Source organism: Actinophytocola sp., assembly GCF_035762905.1.
Taxonomy (GTDB): domain Bacteria; phylum Actinomycetota; class Actinomycetes; order Mycobacteriales; family Pseudonocardiaceae; genus DASYTH01.
Genome location: NZ_DASUCC010000146.1, coordinates 98,874 through 122,434, shown reverse-complemented (window position 1 = coordinate 122,434; position 23,561 = coordinate 98,874). Strand labels below are relative to the sequence as shown.

Annotated in this window: 18 protein-coding genes and 1 pseudogene; 11 read left to right on the top strand and 8 right to left on the bottom strand. The window is 71.5% G+C overall.

Going from position 1 to position 23,561, the window contains the following annotated elements:
* The first annotated feature begins 37 nt into the window (after positions 1-37).
* Positions 38-2,917, top strand: a complete 2,880-nt coding sequence (gene gcvP, locus VFV67_RS31785; RefSeq protein WP_326474389.1) for an aminomethyl-transferring glycine dehydrogenase — start codon at positions 38-40, stop codon at positions 2,915-2,917.
* Here the strand turns inward: gcvP and VFV67_RS31780 are convergent.
* Positions 2,914-3,819: an NAD-dependent epimerase/dehydratase family protein gene (locus VFV67_RS31780; protein WP_326474388.1), complete on the bottom strand. Its 906-nt coding sequence runs from the start codon at positions 3,817-3,819 to the stop codon at positions 2,914-2,916. The genes gcvP and VFV67_RS31780 overlap by 4 nt on opposite strands.
* Before the next feature lie 114 nt (positions 3,820-3,933).
* Between VFV67_RS31780 and VFV67_RS31775 the strand changes: the two genes are divergently transcribed.
* The 3 genes from VFV67_RS31775 to VFV67_RS31765 are packed head-to-tail and all read left to right on the top strand — an operon-like array spanning position 3,934 to position 6,101.
* Entirely contained in the window at positions 3,934-4,644 is a 711-nt protein-coding gene (locus VFV67_RS31775) for a TetR/AcrR family transcriptional regulator (RefSeq protein WP_326474387.1), read from the top strand.
* Positions 4,645-4,654: 10 nt separating this feature from the next.
* Positions 4,655-5,239, top strand: coding sequence for a hypothetical protein (locus VFV67_RS31770; protein WP_326474386.1), 585 nt, complete (start codon positions 4,655-4,657; stop codon positions 5,237-5,239).
* A 37-nt stretch (positions 5,240-5,276) separates the two neighbouring features.
* Positions 5,277-6,101, top strand: a complete 825-nt coding sequence (locus tag VFV67_RS31765) for an aldo/keto reductase (protein WP_326474385.1) — start codon at positions 5,277-5,279, stop codon at positions 6,099-6,101.
* A 16-nt stretch (positions 6,102-6,117) separates the two neighbouring features.
* Here the strand turns inward: VFV67_RS31765 and VFV67_RS31760 are convergent, their stop codons facing one another.
* The 3 genes from VFV67_RS31760 to VFV67_RS31750 form a co-directional block, all read right to left on the bottom strand.
* A complete protein-coding gene (locus VFV67_RS31760) occupies positions 6,118-7,170 on the bottom strand; it encodes a hemolysin family protein (RefSeq protein ID WP_326474384.1) in 1,053 nt (350 codons plus the stop codon).
* Positions 7,163-8,494 (bottom strand): hemolysin family protein, encoded by a 1,332-nt coding sequence (locus VFV67_RS31755; protein ID WP_326474383.1) that lies wholly within the window; start codon positions 8,492-8,494, stop codon positions 7,163-7,165. Before VFV67_RS31755 ends, VFV67_RS31760 begins: the two co-directional genes overlap by 8 nt.
* A gap of 145 nt (positions 8,495-8,639) precedes the next feature.
* Positions 8,640-9,233, bottom strand: a complete 594-nt coding sequence (locus VFV67_RS31750; RefSeq protein WP_326474382.1) for a helix-turn-helix domain-containing protein — start codon at positions 9,231-9,233, stop codon at positions 8,640-8,642.
* 200 nt (positions 9,234-9,433) lie between these two features.
* Between VFV67_RS31750 and egtA the strand changes: the two genes are divergently transcribed.
* From egtA to VFV67_RS31715, 7 genes and pseudogenes are all read left to right on the top strand, one after another.
* Positions 9,434-10,675 carry an ergothioneine biosynthesis glutamate--cysteine ligase EgtA gene (gene egtA / locus VFV67_RS31745; RefSeq protein WP_414636387.1) on the top strand — a complete coding sequence of 414 codons (1,242 nt, stop codon included), beginning with the start codon at positions 9,434-9,436 and terminating at the stop codon, positions 10,673-10,675.
* Positions 10,676-10,677: 2 nt separating this feature from the next.
* Entirely contained in the window at positions 10,678-12,000 is a 1,323-nt protein-coding gene (gene egtB, locus VFV67_RS31740) for an ergothioneine biosynthesis protein EgtB (protein ID WP_326474381.1), read from the top strand.
* A 2-nt stretch (positions 12,001-12,002) separates the two neighbouring features.
* Positions 12,003-12,701: pseudogene (gene egtC / locus VFV67_RS31735) on the top strand (ergothioneine biosynthesis protein EgtC); the annotation flags it as partial.
* 78 nt (positions 12,702-12,779) lie between these two features.
* On the top strand, positions 12,780-13,736 hold the full coding sequence (gene egtD / locus VFV67_RS31730; RefSeq protein ID WP_326474426.1) for an L-histidine N(alpha)-methyltransferase: 957 nt from the start codon (positions 12,780-12,782) through the stop codon (positions 13,734-13,736).
* A 78-nt stretch (positions 13,737-13,814) separates the two neighbouring features.
* Complete coding sequence (locus VFV67_RS31725; RefSeq protein ID WP_326474380.1) at positions 13,815-14,411, top strand: TetR/AcrR family transcriptional regulator; 597 nt, start codon at positions 13,815-13,817, stop codon at positions 14,409-14,411.
* Positions 14,412-14,421: 10 nt separating this feature from the next.
* Complete coding sequence (locus VFV67_RS31720; RefSeq protein WP_326474379.1) at positions 14,422-15,882, top strand: cytochrome P450; 1,461 nt, start codon at positions 14,422-14,424, stop codon at positions 15,880-15,882.
* Positions 15,883-15,961: 79 nt separating this feature from the next.
* Positions 15,962-17,617: an alpha/beta hydrolase gene (locus VFV67_RS31715; protein ID WP_326474378.1), complete on the top strand. Its 1,656-nt coding sequence runs from the start codon at positions 15,962-15,964 to the stop codon at positions 17,615-17,617.
* 6 nt (positions 17,618-17,623) lie between these two features.
* Here the strand turns inward: VFV67_RS31715 and VFV67_RS31710 are convergent, their stop codons facing one another.
* From VFV67_RS31710 to VFV67_RS31695, 4 genes are all read right to left on the bottom strand, one after another.
* Positions 17,624-18,340: a sulfite exporter TauE/SafE family protein gene (locus VFV67_RS31710; RefSeq protein WP_326474377.1), complete on the bottom strand. Its 717-nt coding sequence runs from the start codon at positions 18,338-18,340 to the stop codon at positions 17,624-17,626.
* A gap of 90 nt (positions 18,341-18,430) precedes the next feature.
* The gene (locus VFV67_RS31705) at positions 18,431-21,241 is read right to left on the bottom strand and encodes an aconitate hydratase (protein ID WP_326474376.1); all 2,811 of its coding nucleotides are present in this window, start codon (positions 21,239-21,241) and stop codon (positions 18,431-18,433) included.
* Positions 21,242-21,486: 245 nt separating this feature from the next.
* Positions 21,487-23,013, bottom strand: a complete 1,527-nt coding sequence (locus VFV67_RS31700) for a flagellar basal body protein FliL (RefSeq protein WP_326474375.1) — start codon at positions 23,011-23,013, stop codon at positions 21,487-21,489.
* Positions 23,010-23,498: a hypothetical protein gene (locus tag VFV67_RS31695; RefSeq protein WP_326474374.1), complete on the bottom strand. Its 489-nt coding sequence runs from the start codon at positions 23,496-23,498 to the stop codon at positions 23,010-23,012. Before VFV67_RS31695 ends, VFV67_RS31700 begins: the two co-directional genes overlap by 4 nt.
* Between the last annotated feature and the right edge of the window lie 63 nt (positions 23,499-23,561).

The following is a 23,561-nucleotide window of genomic DNA, read 5'->3' as shown; positions in this document are numbered from 1 at the left end:
GTCCGCGGCCCCACCTCGGACACCGGAGGCGCACCAGATGACGACGCGGGACCGCATCCCCCTCGCCGCCCTCGAGCAGGGCATCCCGTTCGCCGACCGGCATGTCGGGCCGCGACCGGCCGAACTCGCCCGGATGCTCGACGTGGTCGGCGTCGGCTCGCTCGAGGAGCTGGCCGAACGGGCCGTGCCGGAGTCCATCCGGGACCGCGACGCGGGCATCGAGCTGCCCCCGCCGGCGACCGAGGCGCAGGCGCTCGCCGAGCTGCGCGCGCTGGCCGCCGGGAACCGGACGATGGTCCAGATGATCGGGCTCGGCTACCACGGCACGCTGACCCCGCCGGTGATCCTGCGCAACGTGCTGGAGAGCCCGGCCTGGTACACGGCCTACACGCCCTACCAGCCGGAGATCTCCCAGGGCCGGCTGGAGGCGCTGCTGAACTTCCAGACCATGGTCGCCGACCTGACCGGGCTGCCGGTGTCCAACGCGTCGATGCTGGACGAGTCGACCGCGGCGGCCGAGGCCATGACCCTGCTGCGCCGGGCCGGCCGGTCGAAGTCCCGCCGGTTCCTGATCGACGCGGACACCTTTCCGCAGACCATCGCGGTGATCGAGACCCGGGCTGAGCCGCTCGGCATCGAGATCGTGGTCGCCGACCTGACGGCGGGCCTGCCGGACGGTGACTTCTTCGGCGTGCTGCTGTCCTACCCGGGTGCGGGCGGCGCGGTGCGGGACCACGCGGCCCTGGTCGAGGCCGCGCACGAGCGGGGTGCGCAGGTCGTGGTGGCCGCCGACATCCTGGCGCTGACCCTGCTCCGGCCGCCCGGTGAGATCGGCGCGGACGCGGTGGTCGGCTCCACCCAGCGGTTCGGCGTGCCGATCGGCTTCGGCGGCCCGCACGCCGGCTACCTGGCGGTGCGGTCCGGGCTGGAGCGGCAGCTGCCCGGCCGGCTGGTCGGGGTGAGCAGCGACGCCGACGGCAACCTGGCCTACCGGCTGGCGCTGCAGACCCGCGAGCAGCACATCCGGCGGGAGAAGGCGACCAGCAACATCTGCACCGCGCAGGTGCTGCTGGCCGTGATGGCCTCGATGTACGCGGTGTACCACGGCCCGGAGGGGCTGGCCGCGATCGCCACCCGGGCGCACCGGATGGCCGCGGTGCTGGCCGCCGGGTTGCGGGCCGGCGGCGTGCCGGTCGAGCACGAGCACTTCTTCGACACCGTGCTGGTCACGGTGCCCGGCCGGGCCGCCGAGGTGGTGGCCGCGGCCCGCGAGCTCGGCGTGAACCTGCGCCTGGCCGGCCCGGACCAGGTGGGCGTGTCCTGCGCCGAGACCACCACCCGGGCGCATCTCGACCTGGTGTGGCGTGCGTTCGGCGTGTCCGGGTCGAATGTGGACGAACTGGACGCCGGCACGCCGGACGCCCTGCCGGCCGCCCTGGTGCGCACCTCGGACTACCTGACCCATCCGGTGTTCTCGGCGCACCGGTCGGAGACCGCGCTGCTGCGGTACCTGCGGGCGCTGTCCGACAAGGACGTCGCCCTGGATCGCAGCATGATCCCGCTCGGCTCGTGCACGATGAAGCTCAACGCCACGGCCGAGATGGAACCGGTCACCTGGCCGGAGTTCGGTGAGCTGCACCCGTTCGCCCCGGCCGAGGACGCCGCCGGGCTGCTGCGGGTGGTCGCCGATCTCGAGGACTGGCTGGCCCGGCTGACCGGGTACGACGCGGTGAGCCTGCAGCCCAACGCCGGCAGCCAGGGCGAGTTCGCCGGGCTGCTGGCCATTCGCGCGTACCACCGCGGCCAGGGCCACGGGGAGCGCGACGTCTGCCTGATCCCGGCCAGCGCGCACGGCACCAACGCGGCCAGTGCGGTGATGGCCGGGATGCGCGTGGTCGTGGTCAAATGCGACGACGCGGGCAACATCGACATGAGCCACCTGCGATCCACTGTGGACGAGCACCGGGCCGACCTGGCCGCGATCATGATCACCTACCCGTCGACGCACGGCGTGTACGAGGACACCGTGCGGGAGGTGTGCGCGCTGGTGCACGACGCGGGTGGTCAGGTCTATGTGGACGGTGCCAACCTCAACGCGCTGATCGGCCTGGCCCGGTTCGGGAAGTTCGGTGCGGACGTGTCACACCTGAACCTGCACAAGACTTTCTGCATCCCGCACGGCGGCGGCGGGCCGGGCGTCGGGCCGATCGGGGTGCGCGCGCACCTGGCCCCGTTCCTGCCCAACCACCCGCTGCAGCCGGCGGCCGGTCCGGCCACCGGCGTCGGCCCGATCAGCGCGGCGCCGTGGGGCAGCGCGTCCATCCTGCCGATCTCCTGGGCGTACGTGCGGATGATGGGCGCGGACGGGCTGCGTCGGGCGACGCTGACCGCGGTGGCCGCGGCGAACTATGTCGCGCGCCGGCTGGACGAGCACTTCCCGGTGCTCTACGCGGGTGCCGGCGGGTTCGTTGCGCACGAGTGCATCCTCGATCTGCGGCCGATCACCCGGGCCACCGGGATCACCGTCGACGATGTGGCCAAGCGGCTGGCCGACTACGGCCTGCACGCGCCGACGATGTCGTTCCCGGTGGCCGGAACGCTGATGGTCGAGCCGACCGAGAGCGAGGACCTGGCCGAGTTGGACCGCTTCTGTGCCGCGATGATCGCCATCCGGGCGGAGATCGACCGGGTGGCGGCGGGGGAGTGGCCGGCGGAGGACAACCCGTTGCGCAACGCCCCGCACACGGCCGCGGCGATCGCCGGCAAGTGGGACCACCCGTACACCCGGGAGGAGGCGGCGTTCCCGGCCGGCTCCTCGGGCCAGAAGGTCTGGCCGCCGGTGCGCCGCATCGACGGCGCCAAGGGCGACCGGAACCTGGTGTGTTCCTGTCCGCCCCTGGACGCCTACCAGAGCTAGACGCTCCGGATGCCCTTGAGGATCACGTCCAGGTCGCTCGGCGCGATGTCGAAGGTGCGCTGGGCGGCGCTGGAGTCGAGCACGTAGGGCGCGGTGAACTGGTAGCGGGTGGTGCGCAGTTCGCGCATCATCGGGCTGAACAGGCCCATCGTCCACAGCACGGAGTAGGGCACCTCGGACAGGGTGGCCGCCGGCAGGCCCTGGGCGCTGGTGAAACGCTGGGCCAGCTCGCGGACGGTGAGTGGCGGCTGGGTCGGGACGTGCCAGGCCTTGCCGAACGCGCGCTCGTCGGTGGACACGGTGGTCAGCAGCCGGGCCACGTCGGCGATGGCGGTCCAGCTGTGCGGCACGTCCAGCGGCAGCGGCAGGTAGGCCCGCTTCCCGGCCAGCAGCGGCTTGGCCAGCGCGAAGCTGAAGATCGAGTTGGCCTCCAGGTAGTCGCTGCCGCGCACCTCGGTCATCCGGATCCGGCCGGCCTCGTGCAGCGCCAGGGCCTCGCGCCACATGTCGCCGCGCAGCTTGAGCTTGGGATGGGCGGCGGCCAGCGGGGTCGACTCGGTGATCGGGCCGTCGACCGGGCCGTACAGGTACAGGTTGGACACCACGGACAGGGTCGCCCCGGTGCGCTCGGCGGCGGTGAGCAGGGCGGTGGCGAGCGGCGGCCAGTCGGTGAGCCAGCGGTGGTACTGCGGGCTGGCGCAGTTGTACAGGGCCACCGCGCCGGTGGTCAGCTGGGTGAGGCGTTCGGCGTCGGTGGCGTCGGCCGCGACCCGCTCGATGGCCGGGTGCTGGGGGCCGCTGCCGCTGCGGGTGACGATGCGGACGCGCTCGCCCCGCTCGGCCAGCAGGTTCGCGGTGGTCCGGCCGACCGCGCCGGCGCCGACGATGGTGTGGAGTGCCATGGTGACCCCTTATCTCGGTTGAGAGCACTGATCTCGTTTCGCCTACACAGTCTTTCGGGGATGACCGGTCTCTGTCAAGAGCACTGCTCTCAAAAGTGTGCGACAATCTGCCCCATGGCCGTGAAGAAGACCGCCGGCTCGATCCGGGCCCGGGTGCGGGCGGAGATGATCGAGGAGATCAAGGCCGTTGCCCGCCGGCAGATCGCCACCGAGGGCGCGGCACTGTCGCTGCGGGCGGTGAGCCGGGAACTGGGCATGGTCTCCTCCGCGCTGTACCGGTACTTCGACAACCGCGACGACCTGCTCACCGCGCTGATCATCGACGCGTACAACGCGTTGGGCGAGGCGGCCGAATCGGCCGACGCCGCCGTGGCCGACCGCTCCGACCTGCTCGGCCGCTGGCGGGCCGTCACCACCGCGCTGCGCGCCTGGTCGCTGGACCGGCCGCACGAGTACGCGCTGATCTACGGCAGCCCGGTGCCCGGCTACGCGGCACCGGAGGACACCGTGCCCCCGGCCACCCGTCCGGTGCTGGTGCTGGGCGCCATCCTGGCCGACGCCAAGGCCGCCGGGCGGCTGGTCGAAGCCGACCCGGACACTCCGGTTCCGGACGCGCTGCGCGCCGAGATCGCCGGGATCGCCGACCTGATCGGCGCCGGCGTCGACGTGCCGACCATGGCCCGGGGCCTGGTCGCCTGGACCCAGATCTTCGGCGCGATCAACTTCGAGCTGTTCGGGCGCATCGACAACACCATCGATGCCCGCGATGACTGGTTCGCCTACCAGGTCCGGGCGATGGCCGAGTTCATCGGGCTGCGCGATTAGGCTTTGTCGCGTGAGTTTGCGTGTTGCCCGGATCGTGACCGAGGTGCTGTCCCCGGCCGTCGTGGTGATCCTGCTGCCGCTCGCGGTCGCCTGGCAGGCCACCGGCTACGCGACCGGCCCGACCCTGCTGTGGGGCGTGGTCACCGCGGTGTTCTTCAGCGTGCTGCCGATGGCGTTCATCATCCGCGGTGCCCGGCGCGGCCGGTGGGACGGACACCACGTGCGCGACCGCGAGCACCGCCTGCTGCCGCTGACCCTGGGTCTGACGTCGGCCGTGGCCGGGCTGGGCATCCTGCTGGTCGGCGGGGCCCCTCGGGACGTGGTCGCGGTGGCCGCCTCGATGATCGCCACCCTGCTGGTCTGCACGGTGATCACCAACTGGTGGAAGGTATCCCTGCACGCCACCGTCGCCGCCGGGGCCGTCGTCCTGGTGACGCTGCTGTACGGGCCGCTCGCGCTGGTGCTGCTGGCCGTGCCGCTGGCGCTGGTGTGCTGGTCCCGGGTCCGGCTGACCGACCACACGGTGGCGCAGGTGCTGGTCGGCGCCGCGATCGGCCCGGTGGTCGGCGGTGCGGTGTTTCTCCTCCTCCCGTAGGTCAAGATCACGGTAGGTTGGGCACCGGAGGTGGCCGATGAGCACCGCTGCGGCTGTGACCCTCAACGACGGCGCGCGGATGCCGCTGCTGGGGCTGGGCGTGTGGCAGATTCCGAACGAGACGGTCGCGGCCGCGGTGCACACCGCGATCGACGCCGGATACCGCGGCATCGACACGGCGTCCCTGTACCGCAACGAGTCCGGGGTCGGGGACGCCGTCGCCGAGGCCGCCGTGCCGCGTGCGGAGCTGTTCGTCACCACCAAGCTGTGGAACGACGACCAGGGCTACGACGGCGCCCTGCGCGCGTTCGACGAGAGCATGCGCCGGCTGCGGTTGGACTACGTGGACCTGTACCTGATCCACTGGCCGACCCCGGCGCGGCCGCGGTACGTCGAGACCTGGAAGGCGTTCGAGAAGCTCAGGGCGGACGGCCGGGTGCGTTCCATCGGGGTGTCCAACTTCCACATCGCACACCTGCGCCGGCTGCTCGACGATGCCGACGTGGTGCCGGCGGTCAACCAGGTCGAGCTGCATCCCAACCTGCCGCAGCGGGAGTTGCGCGCGTTCCACGCCGAGCACGGCATCGTGACCGAGGCGTGGAGCCCGCTGGCCAGAGGCAAGCTGCTGCGCGACCGGACGATCCTCGGCCTGGCGCAGAAGTACGGCCGGACCCCGGCGCAGATCGTGCTGCGCTGGCACGTTCAGCAGGACATCGTGGCGATCCCGAAATCCGAGACACCGGTCCGGATCCGGGAGAACATCGCGGTTTTCGACTTCGAGCTGGCCGACGACGACATGGCGACGATCGGCGAGCTGGACAACGGGCGGCGCACCGGGCTGGACCCGGACTCATTCAGCTGAGTCCGGTGTGGACACCTCAGCCGACGCCGTTGCCGGTGTGGGTGCCGTCCCGCACCGTTCCGACGTACTCCTCGACCAGATCCTCAAGCGCCACAACGCCGAGCACGGCGCCGTCCGGGTCGACCGCCTTGGCCAGGTGGCTCTGCGCCCGGCGGAGCGCGGCCAGCGCATCGTCCAGCCGGCCGGCCGCGGGCAGCTCCGGCAGCCCGCGGACCCGGGCCCACGGAACCGGTGTGGCCGGCGGCGCGGCGGCCAGGTCGAGCACGTCCTTCACGTGTAGGTAGCCGCCGAGCCGGTCGTCGGTCATCCGCACCGGGAACCGGGAGAACCCGGTCTCCGCGACCGCCACCTCGACGTCGCCGACCGTCGGGTTGCACGGCAGGCTGCGCACCTCGGCCAGCGGCACCAGAACCTCGGCCACCGTGCGGTCCGCGGTGGACAGCGTCTTGGTCAGCCGGCGGTGCTCGGCGACGTCCAGCAGACCCTCCCGCCCGGACTCGGCGATCAGCGTGGCCAGTTCGTCCGGGGTGTAGGCGCTTTCCAGCTCGTCCTTGGGCTCCACATGGATCAGCCGCAGCACGCCCCGCGCGACCGCGTTGAACAGGCCGAGCACCGGGCGGACCAACCGGCAGAACGCGTAGTGCACCGGAACCAGCAGCATCGCCGCCCGCTCCGGCATCGCGATCGCCAGGTTCTTCGGCACCATCTCGCCAATCACCGTGTGCAGGGCGACCACGATCGCCAGCGCCAGCGCGAAGGCCACCGCGTGCAGCACCGCGGGGGGAATGCCGAGCGAGTGGAACGGCCGCTCCAGCAGCCCGGCGATCACCGGCTCGGCCAGCGCGCCGAGGCCCAGCGAACACGCGGTGATGCCCAGCTGTGCGCCGGCGATCAGCAGCGGCAGCTGCCGGCCGGCCTCGATCGCGGTCCGCGCCCGCCGGTGCCCCTCGTCGGCGAGCGCCTCGAGCCGGTCCCGCCGCGCGGTGATGATCGCGAACTCGGCGCCGACGAAGAAGCCGTTGCCCAGCAACAGAAACACCGTGGCCAGCAAGGCGAGAAAGTCACTCATGTAACTCCCCCGCCTCGGCCGTGCGGACCACCCGAAGCTCGGCGATGCGGTGCTTGTCCATGCGCAGCACGGTGATCCGCCAACCGTCCACCTGGACCTCGTCGTCGACCTCCGGGATCCGGCCGAGCCGGGCCAGCACCAGGCCGGCCAGCGTCTCGTAGTCGCCCTCGGGCATCCGGAAGCCGGTGGCCTCGGCCACCTCGTCGTCGCGCAGCAGGCCGGAGACGATCCAGCTGTCCGTGCCGACCGCGCGTACCGGGCTGGTCTCCCGCCGGTCATGCTCGTCCCGGACGTCGCCGACGATCTCCTCGACCAGGTCCTCCAGCGTGACCAGGCCGGCGGTGCCGCCGTACTCGTCCACCACGAGCGCGATCTGCAGGCTGGACCCGCGCAGCCGGTCCAGCAGGGCGTCGCCGTTGAGGCTCTCCGGCACGGTGAGCACCGGCCGGGCGACCGCGGCCACCCGGGTCGTCCCGCGCTGGTCCAACGGCACGCCGAACACCTGCTTGACGTGCACCACGCCGCGCACGTCGTCCAGATCGCCGCCGTGCACCGGGAACCTGGAGAACCCGGTGCGGCCGGCCAGCTCGACCAGGTCGAGCACGGTGGCGTCCGCACGCAGCGCCTCGACCTGCACGCGCGGGGTCATCAGCTCGTCGGCGGTGCGGTCGCCGAACCGCAGCGAACGGCCGAGCAGGGTCGCGGTGCCGGCGTCGAGCGTGCCGTGCTCGGCGCTGGACCGCACCAGCGAGCCGAGCTCCTCGGGGGACCGGGCCGAGCGCAGCTCCTCGGCCGGCTCGACCCCGAACCGGCGCACGATCCAGTTCGCCGACCCGTTCAAAGCGTTGATCAGCCAGCGGAGGATCGACGAGAACCAGACCTGTGCGGTGGCCACCGCGCGGGCGGTCTGCAGCGGGCGGGCGATCGCCAGGTTCTTCGGCACCAGCTCGCCGAACACCATGGACAGCGCGGTGGCCAGCAGCAGGGCCAGGGTCAGCGCCACCGGGGTGGCCGCGCCCGCCGGCAGGCCGATCGCGGTCAGCAAGGGCTCGATCAGGTTCGCGATCGCCGGCTCGGCGATGTAGCCGGTGATCAGCGTGGTGATCGTGATGCCGAGCTGGGCGCCGGACAGCTGGAAGGACAGCGATCGGTGCGCGCGCTGGATGTTGCGGGCGGGCCGGTCACCGGCCTGTTCGGCGTGCCGGTCGACCTGGCTGCGTTCCAGCGTGGTGAGGGAGAACTCGGCGGCGACGAAGAACGCCGTGCCCAGGGTGAGCAGGACGACCGCGACCAGGCCGAGCACACTGAGGACCACTCCGGTCACTGCGGGGGATCACACCTCGTCATTCAACGGTCCTGCCTGGACCCTGTGCAGTGTAGAGGTATCCGGCCGGCGGCACCTGAACGACCTGGTCAGCGGTGCCGCACTCGCGGAGAATCTCGTCTTCCAAGGGTTGCGCCGACCAGCGTCACCCGCGCCGGTGTCGACGCACGCTGTCCTCGACCAGATCCAGCACCGGGTCGAGGTCGTCGGCGGGCAGGCCCATGGCCAGGTGCGAGACCAGGCCCTCGAGGACCAGCTCCAGGTAGGCGGTGAGGACCCGGACGTCGATGTCGTCGCGCAGGTTGCCGGCGTCGCGCTGGCGTTGCAGGCGTTGCCGGGTGGCGGCGGTGAGCTCGCGGGAGCGTTCGGCCCAGCGGGCGCGGAAGTCGGGGTCGGTGCGCAGCCGGCGGGACACCTCGAGGCGGGTGCCCAGCCAGTCGGCGGGATAGGCCTGCGGGCCGGTTTCGTCCTTTGTGGACAGTAAGTCGCGCATGACCTGGACCAGGCCGTTCTCGGCGACCACCTCGGCCATCCGGTGGGCCTCGTCCTCGGCCAGGGCCAGGAACAGCGACTCCTTGTCGCGAAAGTGGTGGAAGATCGCGCCGCGGGACAGGCCGGTGGCGTCCTCGAGCCGGCGGACGGTGGCGCCCTCGTAGCCGTGGCGGGCGAAACACGCGCGGGCGCCGTCCAGAATCTGCCGGCGGCGGGCGTCGAGGTGATCTTGGCTGACCCGTGGCACCCGTCGATCGTGGCAGTACGCCCAGTCAGAGGCAATCCGTACGTACGTACTGGGTACTCGTTGCGCCGAATGGAGCAGCGGTGTCGTGCGGCCTACCGGGCCTTCGGGAAGGGTTGACCGAGGGTCTGACCGCGGACATCTGAAACTGTCGGCCGGCCCGTGTAGCTTCGATTTCGATTGCGGAAAGGGGGTGACCACCCGTGACCGTCCTGCGCGATACCGGAATCGCCGAGCCGGACCGCCGCCGACTGCGCGACCGGGTGGAGGCCGAGGCATACGTCGCCTCGGTCTGCTTCAAGCACGGACCACCGAGGTTGACCGGCGTCGAGCTGGAGTGGACCGTCCACCACCACGACGATCCCCGGCGGCCGCTCGACGCGCACCATCTCGCCACCGCACTCGCTCCGTACGCACCACGGACACTGGTTCCCGATAGTCCCCAGCTTTCGCTCCCCGCGGGCTCGCCGCTCACGCTCGAGCCAGGGGGGCAGGTCGAGATCTCCGCGCTTCCGCAAGCCAGCCTTGCCGAACTGTTCGACAACGTCGCCACCGATGTCGAGGCGCTGGTCGAACTACTGGCCGCGGCGGGTCTCGTCCTCGGCCAGCGGGGCACCGATCCGTACCGGGCCCCCCGCCGTCTCCTGGAAACACCGCGCTACGCGGCGATGGAGCGCGCGTTCCGGCCGATCGGCCCGCACGGCGTCACGATGATGTGCTCCACCGCCGCGCTCCAGGTGTGCCTGGACGTCGGCGAACCGCACACCGTGGCCAGCCGGTGGGCGGCGGTCTGCTCGTTGGGTCCGGTGCTGGTCGCCGCGTTCGCCAACTCGCCGCACCTCGGCGGACGGCCGACCGGCTGGGCCTCCACCCGGCTGCGCTCGGTGCTCGCCGTCGACCCGGCCCGCAGCGGCCCGTCCGCCATCACCGCCGACCCGGCCGCCGACTGGGCCCGGCGGGTGCTGGACACCCCGCTGCTGTGCGTGCGCGGCCCCGGCGACTGCTGGGACGTGCCGTCCGGCACCACGTTCGCGGACTGGCTGGCCGGCGCGCTGCCCGGTCCGCCGACCGTGGACGACCTGGCCTACCACGTGTCCACGATGTTCCCCCCGGTCCGCCCGCACGGCTACCTCGAGGTGCGCTATCTCGACACGCAGCCGGGGACCGGCTGGACAGCGCCGGTCGCACTGCTGGCCGCGCTGATGTCCGCGCCGGCCACCGTGGAGTCGGTGGTCGAGCTGTGCCAACCGGTCGCCGACCGGTGGCTGCCGGCGGCCAGGGCCGGGCTGGCCGACCGCCCCATCGCCGCCGTCGCCGCGCGGGTTCTGGAGCTGGGCATCCAGGCCCTGCCGGAGACGGGGCTCGGCAAGGAGGTAGTCGAATCGATCACCGCAGATCTGGAACGGGTGCTGCACCGGGCAGCGACCGAAGGAGGGGAGTCCTGACGATGGCCGAGGAGACGATCGAGGCGATGCGGGAGAGCGTGGCCGCACAGCTGCGCCGGTCCCGCGAGCGCAGCATGGCCCTGACCGACGCGGTCGACGACGACGATCTCGTGCGCCAGCACTCGAAGCTGATGTCGCCCCTGGTGTGGGATCTCGCTCATATCGGCAACCAGGAGGAGCTCTGGCTGGTGCGCGACGTCGGCGGCCGCGAGCCGGTGCGCCGCGACATCGACGAGCTCTACGACGCGTTCCAGCATGCCCGCGCCAGCCGGCCGCGGCTGCCGCTGCTCACGCCCGTCGAAGCTCGCGCCTACGTCCGCGAGGTGCGGGACAAGGTCTTCGACGTGCTCGACCGGGTTCGGCTGGAGGGCCGGCCGCTGCTGGACAACGCGTTCGCGTTCGGCATGATCGCCCAGCACGAGCAACAGCACGACGAGACCATGCTGGCCACCCACCAGTTGCGGACCGGCCCGCCGGTGCTCGCCGCCGCGCCGCCGCCGCCCGGCCGGGCCGGCCCGGCCGCCACCGAGGTGCTGGTGCCCGCCGGCCCGTTCACCATGGGCACCTCGACCGAACCGTGGGCGCTGGACAACGAACGGCCGGCGCACCAGACGCACGTCGACGCGTTCTTCATCGACACCACGCCGGTGACCAACGCCGCCTACGCCGAGTTCATCGCCGCGGGCGGCTATGCGCAACCCCGGTGGTGGTCCGAGGCGGGCTGGGACCACCGACAGAAGGCCGGGTTGACCGCGCCACGGTTCTGGCAGCGCGACGGCGACGGCTGGCTGCGCGACCAGTTCGGCGTGGTCGAGCCGATCCGGCCGAACGAGCCGGTGGTGCACGTGTGTTTCCACGAGGCGGCCGCGTACGCCGCCTGGGCCGGCCGGCGGCTGCCCACCGAGGCGGAGTGGGAGAAGGCGGCCCGGTTCGACCCGGATACCGGCCGGTCCCGCCGGTTCCCCTGGGGCGATGAGGAACCCGGTGCCGAGCACGCGAACCTCGGCCAGCGGCATCTCGGTCCGGCCGAGGTGGGGGCCTACCCGGCCGGTGCCTCGCCGCTCGGGGTGCACCAGCTGATCGGGGACGTATGGGAGTGGACCAGCTCGGACTTCCTGCCCTATCCGGGTTTCGTCGCGTTCCCATACCGGGAGTACTCCGAGGTGTTCTTCGGGCCGGATTACAAGGTGCTGCGCGGCGGCTCGTTCGGCACCGACCCGGTGGCCTGCCGGGGCACGTTCCGCAACTGGGACTACCCGATCCGGCGGCAGATCTTCGTCGGGTTCCGGTGCGCCCGGGACGCGTCCCCGGACGAGAAGGGCTAGCCATGTGCCGACACCTGGCTTACCTCGGCACGCCGGTGGCGCTGCCGGAGCTGCTGTTCGACAAGCCGCACGCACTGCTCCGCCAGAGTTGGGCGCCGGTGGACATGCGTGGCGGCGGGACGGTCAACGTGGACGGGTTCGGTGTCGGGTGGTTCGTGCCGGGCGCCGACCGGCCGGTCCGCTATCGCCGGTCCGTTCCGATGTGGACGGACACCGGCTTCGCCTCGGTGGCCGGGGTGACCACCAGCTCCGCGGTGCTCGCCGCGGTCCGGTCGGCGACCGTGGGCATGCCGGTGATGGACACCGCGTGCGCGCCGTTCACCGACGGCCCCTGGCTGTTCAGCCACAACGGGAAGATCGCCGGCTGGCCGGAGAGCGTGGCCGGGCTGGCCGGACGGCTCGCGGCGGTCGACCTGATCACGCTGGACGCGCCGACCGACAGCGCCCTGGTCTGGGCGCTGGTGCGCGACCGGTTGCGGGCCGGCGAGCCGCCGGAGCAGGCGGTCGCCTCGGTCGTCCGGGACGTCGCCGCGGCGGCGCCGGGCTCCCGGCTCAACGTGCTGCTCACCGACGGGCAGGTGCTGGTGGCCACCCGGTGGTGGCACTCGCTGTCGGTGCTGGCCACTCCGGACGCGGTGGTGGTCGCCTCCGAGCCGTGGGACGACGATCCGCGCTGGTCCACGGTGGACGACCGGACCATCGTGGTGGCGTCGCTGGCCGGCGACGGCACACCGCGGGTCGAGCTCCGCCCGCTCGAGCCACCCACCGCGGACCCGGTCATCGAGGTGCACCTGCCGGAGGACCACGCCGCCCGGTCGCTGGCCGCCGACGCCCGCTCCGGGCTCACCGCGACACCGAAGTCGTTGCCGCCCAAGTGGTTCTACGACGCCGAGGGCAGCGAGCTGTTCGAGCGGATCACCCGGCTGGACGAGTACTACCCGACCCGAGCCGAGCGGGAGGTCCTGGACGAGCGGGCGGGCGAGATCGCCCGGCTCACCGCGGCACACACCCTGGTCGAGCTGGGCTCCGGATCATCGGAGAAGACCCGGTTGCTGCTGGATGCGTTGCGGCACAACGAGATGCTCCGTCAGATCGTCGCGCTGGACGTGTCCGAGACGGCGCTTCGGGACGCGACGGCGGCGCTGCACACCGAGTACGGGTCGGCACAGGTGCACGGCGTGGTCGGCGACTTCACCGAGCATCTCGGCCTGCTGCCGGGCGAGCCGCCGCGGCTGGTGGCCTTCCTCGGCGGCACGGTGGGCAACCTGCTGCCGGACGAGCGGGCCAAGTTCCTCCGCGCCGTCCGGGACGTGCTCGAGCCGGGCGAGTGGCTGCTGCTCGGCACCGACCTGGTCAAGGATCCCGACGTCCTGGTCCGCGCGTACGACGACGCCGCCGGGGTCACCGCCGAGTTCAACCGCAACGTGTTGCGGGTGCTCAACCGGGAGCTCGGGGCCGACTTCGACCTGGACGCCTTCACCCACGTCGCCCTCTGGGACCCGGTCAACGAGTGGATCGAGATGCGGCTGCGGGCCACCCGTGCCATGCGGGTCCGGGTCCCGGCGCTCGACCTCGAGGTCGACTTCGACCGGGGCGAGGAGTTGCGCACCGAGATCTCGGCCAAGTTCCGCCGGGAGACGGTCGCGGACGAGCTCGCGGCCGCCGGCTTCACGATGGAACGCTGGTGGACCGACTCGGCCAACCGGTTCGGCGTCTCGCTGTCCCGCGCCGACTGACCGCACCGTCCGGGGGCGGGCCAGCCCGCCCCCGGACAGCCAATTGAACCGGCGAGACAATAATCGTATCGTCGTCTCATGCTGGCCGTGCTGGACCGGATCCGCCTCGCCGAGCCGGACGCCGCCGTGCGCCAGATCCTTCACGCCGCGGTGCGGACCTTCGAGAACGTCGGCATCCGGCGCGCCACCGTCGAGGACATCGCCCGCGCGGCCGGGCTCGGCCGGGCCACCGTCTACCGGCGGTTTCCGCAGAAGGCCGACCTGATCCGGGCCGCGCTGCTGCACGAGCTGCGCCGGTTCCTTGCCGAGTTGGACGACCGGATCGCCGGCGCGGCCGACCCGCGCGAGCGGCTGGTCGAGGGGTTCGTCGCCGGCGTGGCCGGGGTGCGGGAACACCCGTTGCTCAGCCGGTTGCTGGCCACCGAGCCGCAGGACGTGCTGCCCTACCTGACCATCGACGGGGCGCCGATCGTGGCCGTGGCCCGGGCCTACATCGCCGAGCGGATCGCCGAGCTCGGCCCGGCCGGGCCGGCGGCCGAACGGATCGCCGAGGTGCTGGTCCGGATCGCGCACTCGATGGTGCTCACCCCGGCCGGCGTGCTCCCGGCCGCCGACGACGAACGGGCCCGGTCCTTCGCCCGCACGACGATCGACGCACTGCTGAACACCCGTTGAGGAGGCGATCATGGTCCTGGCACCGCAACCCACCGGTCGCACGGAGAACGCGCGGCTGGTCGAGATCCCCCGCGACGGCCTGATCGATCTGGTGCTGCGGCACCTGCCGCAGCGGCCGGCGCCGCTGGCCGCGCCACCGCCCGGCAGCGGGCTGAAGGCGGTGCCCGGTGAGCGCGGGCTGCCCTGGCTCGGCAACGTGTTGCAGGGGCTGCGCTACGGCCCGGCCTTCCAGCAGCTCAAGTACCGCGAGCTGGGGCCGGTCTCCTGGGGCACGATGTTCGGCTTCCCGATCGTGCACGTCGTCGGCCCGGACGCGCTGCAGATCGTCTACCTCAACCGGGACAAGGCATTCGGCCACGGCTGGGACTTCCTGATCGGGCCGTTCTTCCGGCGTGGCCTGATGCTGATGGACTTCGACGAGCATCTGCATCACCGCCGGATCATGCAGCAGGCGTTCACCAACGACCGGCTGGCCGGCTACTTCGGCACGATCACCCGGATCGCCGAGGACACCGTCCGGAACTGGCCGGACGGTGAGCGGTTCCCCATGTTCCCCACCGCCAAGCAACTCTCGCTGGACATCGCCGCCGAGGTGTTCATGGCCGCCGAGGTCGGCGCCGAGCGCGACCGGCTGGCCCGGGCCTTCCTGCAGTGCACCCATGCGGGCTCGGCCATCCTGCGATTCGGGGTGCCGGGCGGGAAGTGGCGGGCCGGACTGCACGGCCGGCGGGTGCTCGAGGAGTACTTCGCCCGGATGATTCCGGCCAAGCGGGCCGGTTCCGGCACCGACCTGTTCTCGGCGCTGTGCCACGCCGAGACCGAGGACGGCGAGCGGTTCAGCGACGAGGACGTGATCAGCCACATGATCTTCCTGATCATGGCCGCGCACGACACCTCGACCATCACCTCCAGCGCCGCCGCGTACTTCCTCGGCCGGCACCCGGAATGGCAGGACCGGGCCCGGGCCGAGTCGCTGGCCCGCGGCGACGCGCCGCTCGACCTCGAGTCACTGGCCGGCCTGCACACCCTCGACCTGGTGATCAAGGAGACGCTCCGGCTGGTGCCGCCGGCGCCCGGCCCGTTCCGCCGGGCGGTCCGGGACACCGAGATCCTCGGCCACTTCGTCCCGGCCGGAACGATGATCCTGCTCGGCACCTGGACCAGCCACCTGCTGCCCGAGTACTGGACCGACCCGCTGCGGTTCGACCCGGACCGGTTCGACGAGCCGCGCCGCGAGGACCGCGGGCACCGGTTCGCCTGGCTGCCGTTCGGCGGCGGTGTGCACAAATGCATCGGCCTGCAGTTCGGCACGCTCGAGGTGAAGACCATTCTGGACGCGATGCTGCGCCATTTCCGGTGGAGCTTCCCGGCCGACTACGACGTGCCGTGGGCGTTCACCTCGTTGCCGTTCCCGAAGGACAACCTTCCGATCGTCCTGAACAGCCTCAAGGAATCCACCAATCGGACGTAGCGACCGCGTCGGGATCGTGTGAGTCTCGTCCCCGTTCTGCAGCGGCATCCGGTCGCTCGGCAGGGGAGAGAGGCACGGCATGGCTCTCGGATCACGCGCGTGGAGACATGTGGCCGCCGCCGCCGTGCTCGCGGCCGGCTCGCTAGCCGCCGGGCTGCCGGTGGGAACCGCCGCGTCCGCCCCGCAGGCGGCGCCCGCCGCCCCGGTGGTGTGGGGACCGTGTGCTCCCGCGGACATCTCGAACGTCCCGCCGGCCGAGCAGTTCCGGTTCAGCTGCGCCGACTACGTGGTGCCGCTTGACCACGACCGGCCCCGGCGCGGCACGATCAACCTCGCGCTGATGCGCCGGGCCGCGGGCGACCAGGCGAACCGGATCGGTTCACTGTTCCTCAACCCGGGCGGTCCGGGCGGCAGCGGCTACCGGCTGCCCACGATCGGACAGCTCATCTTCCAGCAGCCGGTGCTGGACCGGTTCGACCTGATCGGCTTCGACCCGCGCGGCGTCGCCAGGAGCACCCCGCTGCGTTGCTTCGCCACCCAGGAGGACGCCGACGCGGTGCTGGCCCGGATGGCGCTGCTGCCGATCACCCGGCAGCAGGAGCGGGAGACGCTGGCCGCGTTGCGCGACTACGGCCGGTTCTGCGCCGACTTCGCCGGCCCGTTGCTCGAGGAGATGTCCACCGAGGCCGTTGCCAGGGACCTGGATCTGTTGCGCGCCGCGGTCGGTGACGCCCAGCTGAACTACCTCGGCTTCTCCTACGGCACGCTGCTCGGCGCCACCTACGTCAACCTGTTCCCGAACCGTTCGCGGGCGATCATCCTGGACGGCAACGTCGATCCGCACCTGCGGCTGCACGACGGCCTCGAGTACGACCGGCAGCGCACCAACGGGTTCGAGATCGCGCTGGACGGGTTCCTGCGCCGGTGCGCCGCGGCCGGCCCGGCGTGCGCGTTCAGCGAGGGGAACCCGAGGGCGAAGTTCGACGAGCTACGCGACCACCTGCGCCGCAACGGTCCGCTCACGCTGCCGGACGGCACCGTGGTGGGTATCGACGTGTTCGTCGCCGAGATCACCGGCATCCTGTACGACCTGACCGCTTTGGACGACCTGGCGGTGGTGCTGCAGGTGCTCTACGACATGATCCACCCGCCGGCCGTCGCCCGGACCGGCGCCAATCTCAGCCAGGCGGTGCAGTCGGTGCTGGGCAACGGAAAGCTCGGCAGGCTGGACGTCCGGCCGGGCCTGCCGGACTCGCCGTACACCGGGGACGACTCGTACGGCGCGGTCAACTGCACGGACAAGCCGTTCACCCATCGCCCGAACCAGGTCCCGTCGATCGCGGACCGGTTCGAGCGGGCGATGCCCACGTTCGGCCGGTACCTGGCGTGGGCCGATCCGGCGCTGTGCCCGAACTGGCCGCTGCGGAACCGTTATGTCCACAGTGGACCGTGGAATCGCCGCACGCCGAATCCCGTGCTGGTGTACGGGAACTACTACGACCCGGCCACCCAGTACGAGTTCGCCCGCCGGATGACCCGTCAGCTCGGCAACGCCATGCTGGTGAGCGCGGACGCGTTCGGGCACACCATCCTCGGGTTCAGCACCTGCACCGACAACATCGCCACCGCCTACCTGATCGACCTGCGGCTGCCCGGACCCGGCACGGTGTGCCATCCGAACGTGCCGCCGTTCCCGACGGTGGCGCGGGCCGGTGACGCCGAGCGCAGCACCTGATCCGAGTCAGCCGAGCAGGCTGCGCCCGATCAGCACCAGTGCGCTCAGCCCGGCGAGGCCGACGACGGCATAGCGGATCCGCCCACCGGTGACCAGCCCGCGGGCGGGTCCCGACAGCGCGAACCCGACGAGGAGGAACGGAGCCAGCAGCGCCGCCGAGACGGCGTCATCGCCATCCAGATGCCCGGTCACCGCCAGTGCGAGCACCGAAACCAGCCCGCCGACCAGGAAGAAGGCCGACATCGTCGAGCGGATCCTTGCGCCGGACTCGTGCTGGTACAGCAGTGCCACCGGCGGTCCGCCGATCGCCATCGCGGTGCCGAACGCGCCGCTCACCAACCCGGCGGTGGTGAGCGCGCGCGGGGTCGGCCGGGGCCGCCAGGACAGCACCGAAAGCACGGTGAACGCGAGCACCACGGTGCCCACCACGACCGAAAAGGCCCGCTGCGGCAGCGAGTCCACGATCAGCACGCCGACGACGGTGCCGGGCAACCGGCCGAGCATCGCCCAGCCCACCCCGGTCCAGTCGACATGCTCATGCTCCCGCAGTACGGCCAGACCGGTGTGCACCATGGTCACCAGCAACAACGCGGCGGGCAGCAGGCCGGGCTCGAGCAGAGCGAGCACCGGAGTGGCCACCAGCGCGAGCCCGAACCCCACCACACCCTGGATCAACCCACCGAGCGCCAGCGCGATCCCCGCCACCAGCAGCGTCGTCGACATACCCCCATCCTGACCCGGGTCCGCCGCCAACCGCGCGAAAGTTCCCGGTGGGCTGCGTCACCGCCGCACCCAACCCGGCCCCCATCCCGGTTACCCGGCGATCATTTTGCGCAGCACGTACTGCATGATGCCGCCGTTGCGGTAGTAGTCGGCCTCGCCTGGGGTGTCGATCCGGACCACCGCGTCGAAGTCCACAGTGGACCCGTCCGGCCGGGTGGCGGTGACCGCGACGGTGCGCGGGGTCCGGCCGTCGTTCAGCGCCGTGATGCCGGTGATGGCGAACGTCTCCTCGCCGGACAGACCCAGCGACGAGGCGGACCCGCCGTCCGGGAACTGCAGCGGCAGCACGCCCATTCCGATCAGGTTGGACCGGTGGATCCGCTCGAACGACTGGGCGATCACCGCCCGGACGCCGAGCAGCGAGGTGCCCTTTGCGGCCCAGTCCCGCGACGAGCCGGAGCCGTACTCGGTGCCGGCCAGCACGACCAGCGGCACACCGGCCTCGGCGTAGGCCATGGCCGCCTCGTAGATCGTGGTCTGCTCGCCGCCGGCCAGGAAGTTGCGGGTGAAGCCGCCCTGGACGTCGTCGAGCAGCAGGTTGCGCAGCCGGATGTTGGCGAACGTGCCGCGGATCATCACCTCGTGGTTGCCACGTCGGGAGCCGTAGGAGTTGAAGTCCTTGCGCTGCACGCCGTGCTCGGTCAGGTAATGCCCGGCGGGGGAGTCGGGCTTGATCGAGCCGGCCGGCGAGATGTGGTCGGTGGTGACCGAGTCGCCGAGCAGGGCCAGCACCCGAGCGCCGGAGATGTCGGTGACCGGCTGGGGTTCGGCCGCCATGCCGTCGAAGTACGGCGGCTTGCGCACGTAGGTCGAGTCCGGGTCCCACTCGAAGGTGTTGCCGGTCGGGGTGGGCAGCGAGCGCCAGCGCTCGTCGCCGGCGAACACGTCGGCGTAGTCCTTGGTGAACATCTCCGACGAGATCGACGCGGCGATCACGTCCTGGATCTCCTGCGGCGACGGCCAGATGTCGGTCAGGTACACCGGATCGCCCGCGGGGTCGGTGCCGATCGGCTCGGTGGTGATGTCCCGGTCCATCGAGCCGGCCAGCGCGTATGCCACCACCAGCGGCGGGCTGGCCAGGTAGTTCATCTTGACGTCCGGGTTGATCCGGCCCTCGAAGTTGCGGTTGCCGGACAGCACGGAGACCACGGCGAGGTCGGCCGACTGCACCGCATCGGAGATCTCCTCGAGCAGCGGGCCGGAGTTGCCGATGCACGTGGTGCACCCGTAGCCGACCAGGTGGAAGCCGAGCTTCTCCAGGTACGGCAGCAGACCGGCGCGCTCGTAGTAGTCCATGACCACCTTGGACCCCGGCGCCAGCGTGGTCTTCACCCAGGGCTTGCGCTCCAGGCCGCGCTCGACCGCCTTCTTGGCCAGCAGCGCCGCGCCGATCATCACCGACGGGTTGGACGTGTTGGTGCACGAGGTGATCGCGGCGATCGCGACGGCGCCGTGGTCCAGTTCGAACTCGGCGCCGTCCACGCTGACCTTGACCGGGTTGCTCGGCCGCCCGGTGCTGCCCTCGGCCGCCGAGGAGACCGGCGCCGCGGCGCCGTCGCGGCCCGAACCGAACGCGGGCGGGTCGCTGGCCGGGAAGCTCTCGTCGACCGCCTCGTCCACCGAGGTGGCCACGGACGGCTCGTCCTGGTGGGTCACGTAGGCGCCGAGCGCCGCGCGGAACGCCGGCTTCGCCGAGGCCAGCTCGATCCGGTCCTGCGGGCGCTTGGGCCCGGCGATCGACGGGACCACGGTCGCCAGGTCCAGCTCGAGGGTCTCGGAGTAGACCGGCTCGACGTCCGGGTCGTGCCACAGGCCCTGCGCCTTGGCGTACGCCTCGACCAGCGCCACCTGCTCGGCCGAGCGGCCGGTGAACTTCAGGTAGGACACGGTCTCCGCGTCGATCGGGAAGATCGCGCAGGTGGAGCCGAACTCGGGGCTCATGTTGCCGATCGTGGCCCGGTTGGCCAGCGGCACCGCGGCCACGCCGGAGCCGTAGAACTCGACGAACTTGCCGACCACGCCGTGCCGGCGCAGGATCTCGGTGATCGTCAGCACCAGGTCGGTCGCGGTCGAGCCGGGCGGCAGCTCGCCGTCCAACTTGAACCCGACCACCCGCGGGATCAGCATCGACACCGGCTGGCCGAGCATGGCCGCCTCGGCCTCGATGCCGCCGACGCCCCAACCGAGCACGCCGAGCCCGTTGACCATCGTGGTGTGGCTGTCGGTGCCGACCAGGGTGTCCGGGTAGGCCTGCCCGCCCCTGGTCATCACCACCCGGGCCAGGTGCTCGATGTTGACCTGGTGCACGATCCCGGTGCCCGGCGGGACGACCTTGAACTCGTCGAAGGCGCTCTGCCCCCAGCGCAGGAACTGGTAGCGCTCGCGGTTGCGCTCGTACTCGAGGTCCACGTTGCGCTCGAAGGCGTCCGGCCGGCCGAAGATGTCGGCGATCACCGAGTGGTCGATCACCAGCTCGGCCGGGGCCAGCGGGTTGACCTTGGCCACGTCGCCGCCGAGCGCGGTGACCGCCTCGCGCATGGTGGCCAGGTCGACCACGCACGGCACGCCGGTGAAGTCCTGCATGACCACCCGACCCGGGGTGAACTGGATCTCCACCGAGGGCTCGGCGGCGGGATCCCAACCGGCCAGCGCGCGCACGTGCTCGCCGGTGATGTTGACGCCGTCCTCGGTTCGGAGCAGGTTCTCCAGGAGAATCTTCAGGCTGTACGGCAGACGCTCGGCTCCGCTCACCCGGTCGAGCCGGAACACCTCGTGCGAGGCGGATCCGACGGTCAGGGTGGCACGGGCGCCGAAGCTGTCCTTGCTGGTCGGTGCGGTCACGTCCGGCTCCATCTCGGGTGGGGCGGAGGTCAGTTCAAGGTCGTCGGGACCGAGTCTCGCGTACTGGCACGCGGCCCGCCCGCACGGCCCTCCCGGCCTAAACAGTACGCTTGTCCTGTATAACTGTTCAAGTCGATCGAGGAGGGCTGTGCGGTGATTCACCGGCGTGCTCGGCTGGTCGGAGCCGCGGCTGACGCACGACGGCCCGCCACCGGCTCGGTGGCGGGCCGTCGGATGATCTGCGGCTACTCGGCCAGCTTCAGCAGCGCGTAGATGTCGTCCGCGGTGAGGCTCTTGAACACGGTCAGCTCGATGTCGGTGAACGTGCGCAGCGGGCTGACGTACCACTTGCCGTCCACCTCGGTGGTGACCACGCCGGTGTTCTTCAGCATCCCGGAGGCCAGGTTCACCAGCGCCTTGCGGGCCTGCGGCGGGACCTCGCCCTCCTCCTCGAGCAGTTCGGCCACCTGGTCGGCGCAGAACTTCCCGTTCTCGTCCTCGGCCTGGTAGGAGTAGCAGTCGCCGTCCCGGCGCACCACGATCTTGTGGCCATCGGACTCGGCCTCGACCTCCTTGATCACGACCTTCTGGCCGCCGGTGACGTCCTGCGTGTCCGCGGCGAACCGGGTGATCTTGGCCTGCAGGTTGTCGGTCTTGCCCGCCTCTTCCAGCAGCACCGGGCCGAGGTCGTGCAGCACGCCCATCTCGTCCGGCGGGAGCAGTTCGATCACCCGCTCCAGGTTGCCGTCCATGGCCGCCTGCGCGAGGTCGCGCACCGCGTCCTGCGGGCTGCCGGCGCCGTTGTTGGCGATGCCCTGCTTCGGCCAGTCCCGCTTCTCGTCGCGCAGCGCGTAGTCGGCGATCGTGTAGAAGAGGCTCGGGTACCACTGGTCGTCGACCTTGACCGTGGCGATCCGGATCGGCTCCTGGCCGTTCTTGGTCGCCTCGGCGATGTCCAGTTCCTCGTGCTCCGGCTTGGCGTCCAGGCCACCCGGGAACGCGGCCTCCAGGAACCGCTCGGTGAACGGCAGCTTGCTCACGTCGGAGTCGAGGATCAGCTTGCCGCCGACCAGCTTGGTGATCGTCAGGTGGTCGTTGACCTGTTCGGCGCCGGCCTCGTCGTACTTCAGGTCGGAGGTCTTGATCTCGGCGCCGCGGATCTGGCTCGGGTCGGCGTCCTGCTTGTAGATCTCGAGCCGCTTGAACTCCTCGGTCAGGTCCTTGTTCAGGTCGACCATGATCGACGACTCGGCCGGCGCCAGGGTGGCGAAGAAGCCGGCCAGGTCACCCTTGTTGATCGCGCTGACCAGGTTGTCGGCGGCCGCGGTCGGGCTTGGGGCGCCGGCCTGGACGTCGCTGCTGTTCAGCGCCCACACCGTGACCACGGAGCCGGCCGCGATGGCGATCACGGCGACGATCGCGCCGATGATCAGGCCGCGCCGGCTGCGGCGTTGCGGCTGCTGGGGGTAGCCCTGGCCGTACTGCTGCTGCCCGTACTGGCCGTACTGCTGCGTCGGCTGCGGCCCGGTCTGCGGGTAGCCCTGGGCCGGCTGGGAACCGGTCTGGGGGTAGCCCTGCGCCGGCTGGGGACCGGTCTGCGGGTAGTACCCGCCGCCCTGCTGCGGGTAGCCCGCTTGCTGCGGGTAACCCTGCTGCGGGTAGCCACCCTGTTGGGGATAGCCACCCTGTTGGGGGTATCCGGGCTGCGCGGGTAAGCCGCCGCTGTTCGGATCCTGCGGCTGCCATTGGCCGCCTTGGCCTGGATAGGTCACGGTTCCCCTCCTGGAACGGTCGCACCTCGGCGACGTCCGATGAACATGCCGACAACCCCGATCAAGGCCACGACGCCCCCCACGAAAACGACCATGGGACCGAGGCCCGCGATCACGCGGTTGTTACCGCTTTCGACGGCCGCGATGCCGCCCACGGTTCCGCAGATTATCGCGACGGTCGCCGTCAACGTTGCGGCTGTCCTGCGGAAACCCAGCGCATAGGCGGCGACACAGAGGGTGATCATCGGGATGGTCATCGTCCACGCGGCCAGCGCCAGCTCGAACGGGCCGCCGTCCAGCAACCCGATCGTCCGGAGCAGGCCGATCACCTCGTAGCTGTTGCGCAGCACCACGCCGGACCGGAACCAGGGCAGGAACGTTCCGGCGGCGACCAGCACCAGACCGGCGCCGGCGGCCACCGCACCGGCGGTGCCGGGCGGGCCGGGGCGGGAGCGCACCGGGCCATGCTCCCAGTCGATCGTCACGGACCGTGACCCGCCCGGGTTCCATGGGGCGAATGTTGTCCACGAGGATTCAGTTCCGGCTGT

Bases quoted from the DNA above. Each gene is read 5' to 3' on its own strand.
- gcvP (WP_326474389.1), top strand. From the start codon at position 38: ATGACGACGCGGGACCGCATCCCCCTCGCCGCCCTCGAGCAGGGCATC.
- VFV67_RS31780 (WP_326474388.1), bottom strand. From the start codon at position 3,819: ATGGCACTCCACACCATCGTCGGCGCCGGCGCGGTCGGCCGGACCACC.
- VFV67_RS31775 (WP_326474387.1), top strand. From the start codon at position 3,934: ATGGCCGTGAAGAAGACCGCCGGCTCGATCCGGGCCCGGGTGCGGGCG.
- VFV67_RS31765 (WP_326474385.1), top strand. From the start codon at position 5,277: ATGAGCACCGCTGCGGCTGTGACCCTCAACGACGGCGCGCGGATGCCG.
- VFV67_RS31760 (WP_326474384.1), bottom strand. From the start codon at position 7,170: ATGAGTGACTTTCTCGCCTTGCTGGCCACGGTGTTTCTGTTGCTGGGC.
- egtB (WP_326474381.1), top strand. From the start codon at position 10,678: ATGGCCGAGGAGACGATCGAGGCGATGCGGGAGAGCGTGGCCGCACAG.
- VFV67_RS31725 (WP_326474380.1), top strand. From the start codon at position 13,815: ATGCTGGCCGTGCTGGACCGGATCCGCCTCGCCGAGCCGGACGCCGCC.
- VFV67_RS31720 (WP_326474379.1), top strand. From the start codon at position 14,422: ATGGTCCTGGCACCGCAACCCACCGGTCGCACGGAGAACGCGCGGCTG.
- VFV67_RS31715 (WP_326474378.1), top strand. From the start codon at position 15,962: ATGGCTCTCGGATCACGCGCGTGGAGACATGTGGCCGCCGCCGCCGTG.
- VFV67_RS31710 (WP_326474377.1), bottom strand. From the start codon at position 18,340: ATGTCGACGACGCTGCTGGTGGCGGGGATCGCGCTGGCGCTCGGTGGG.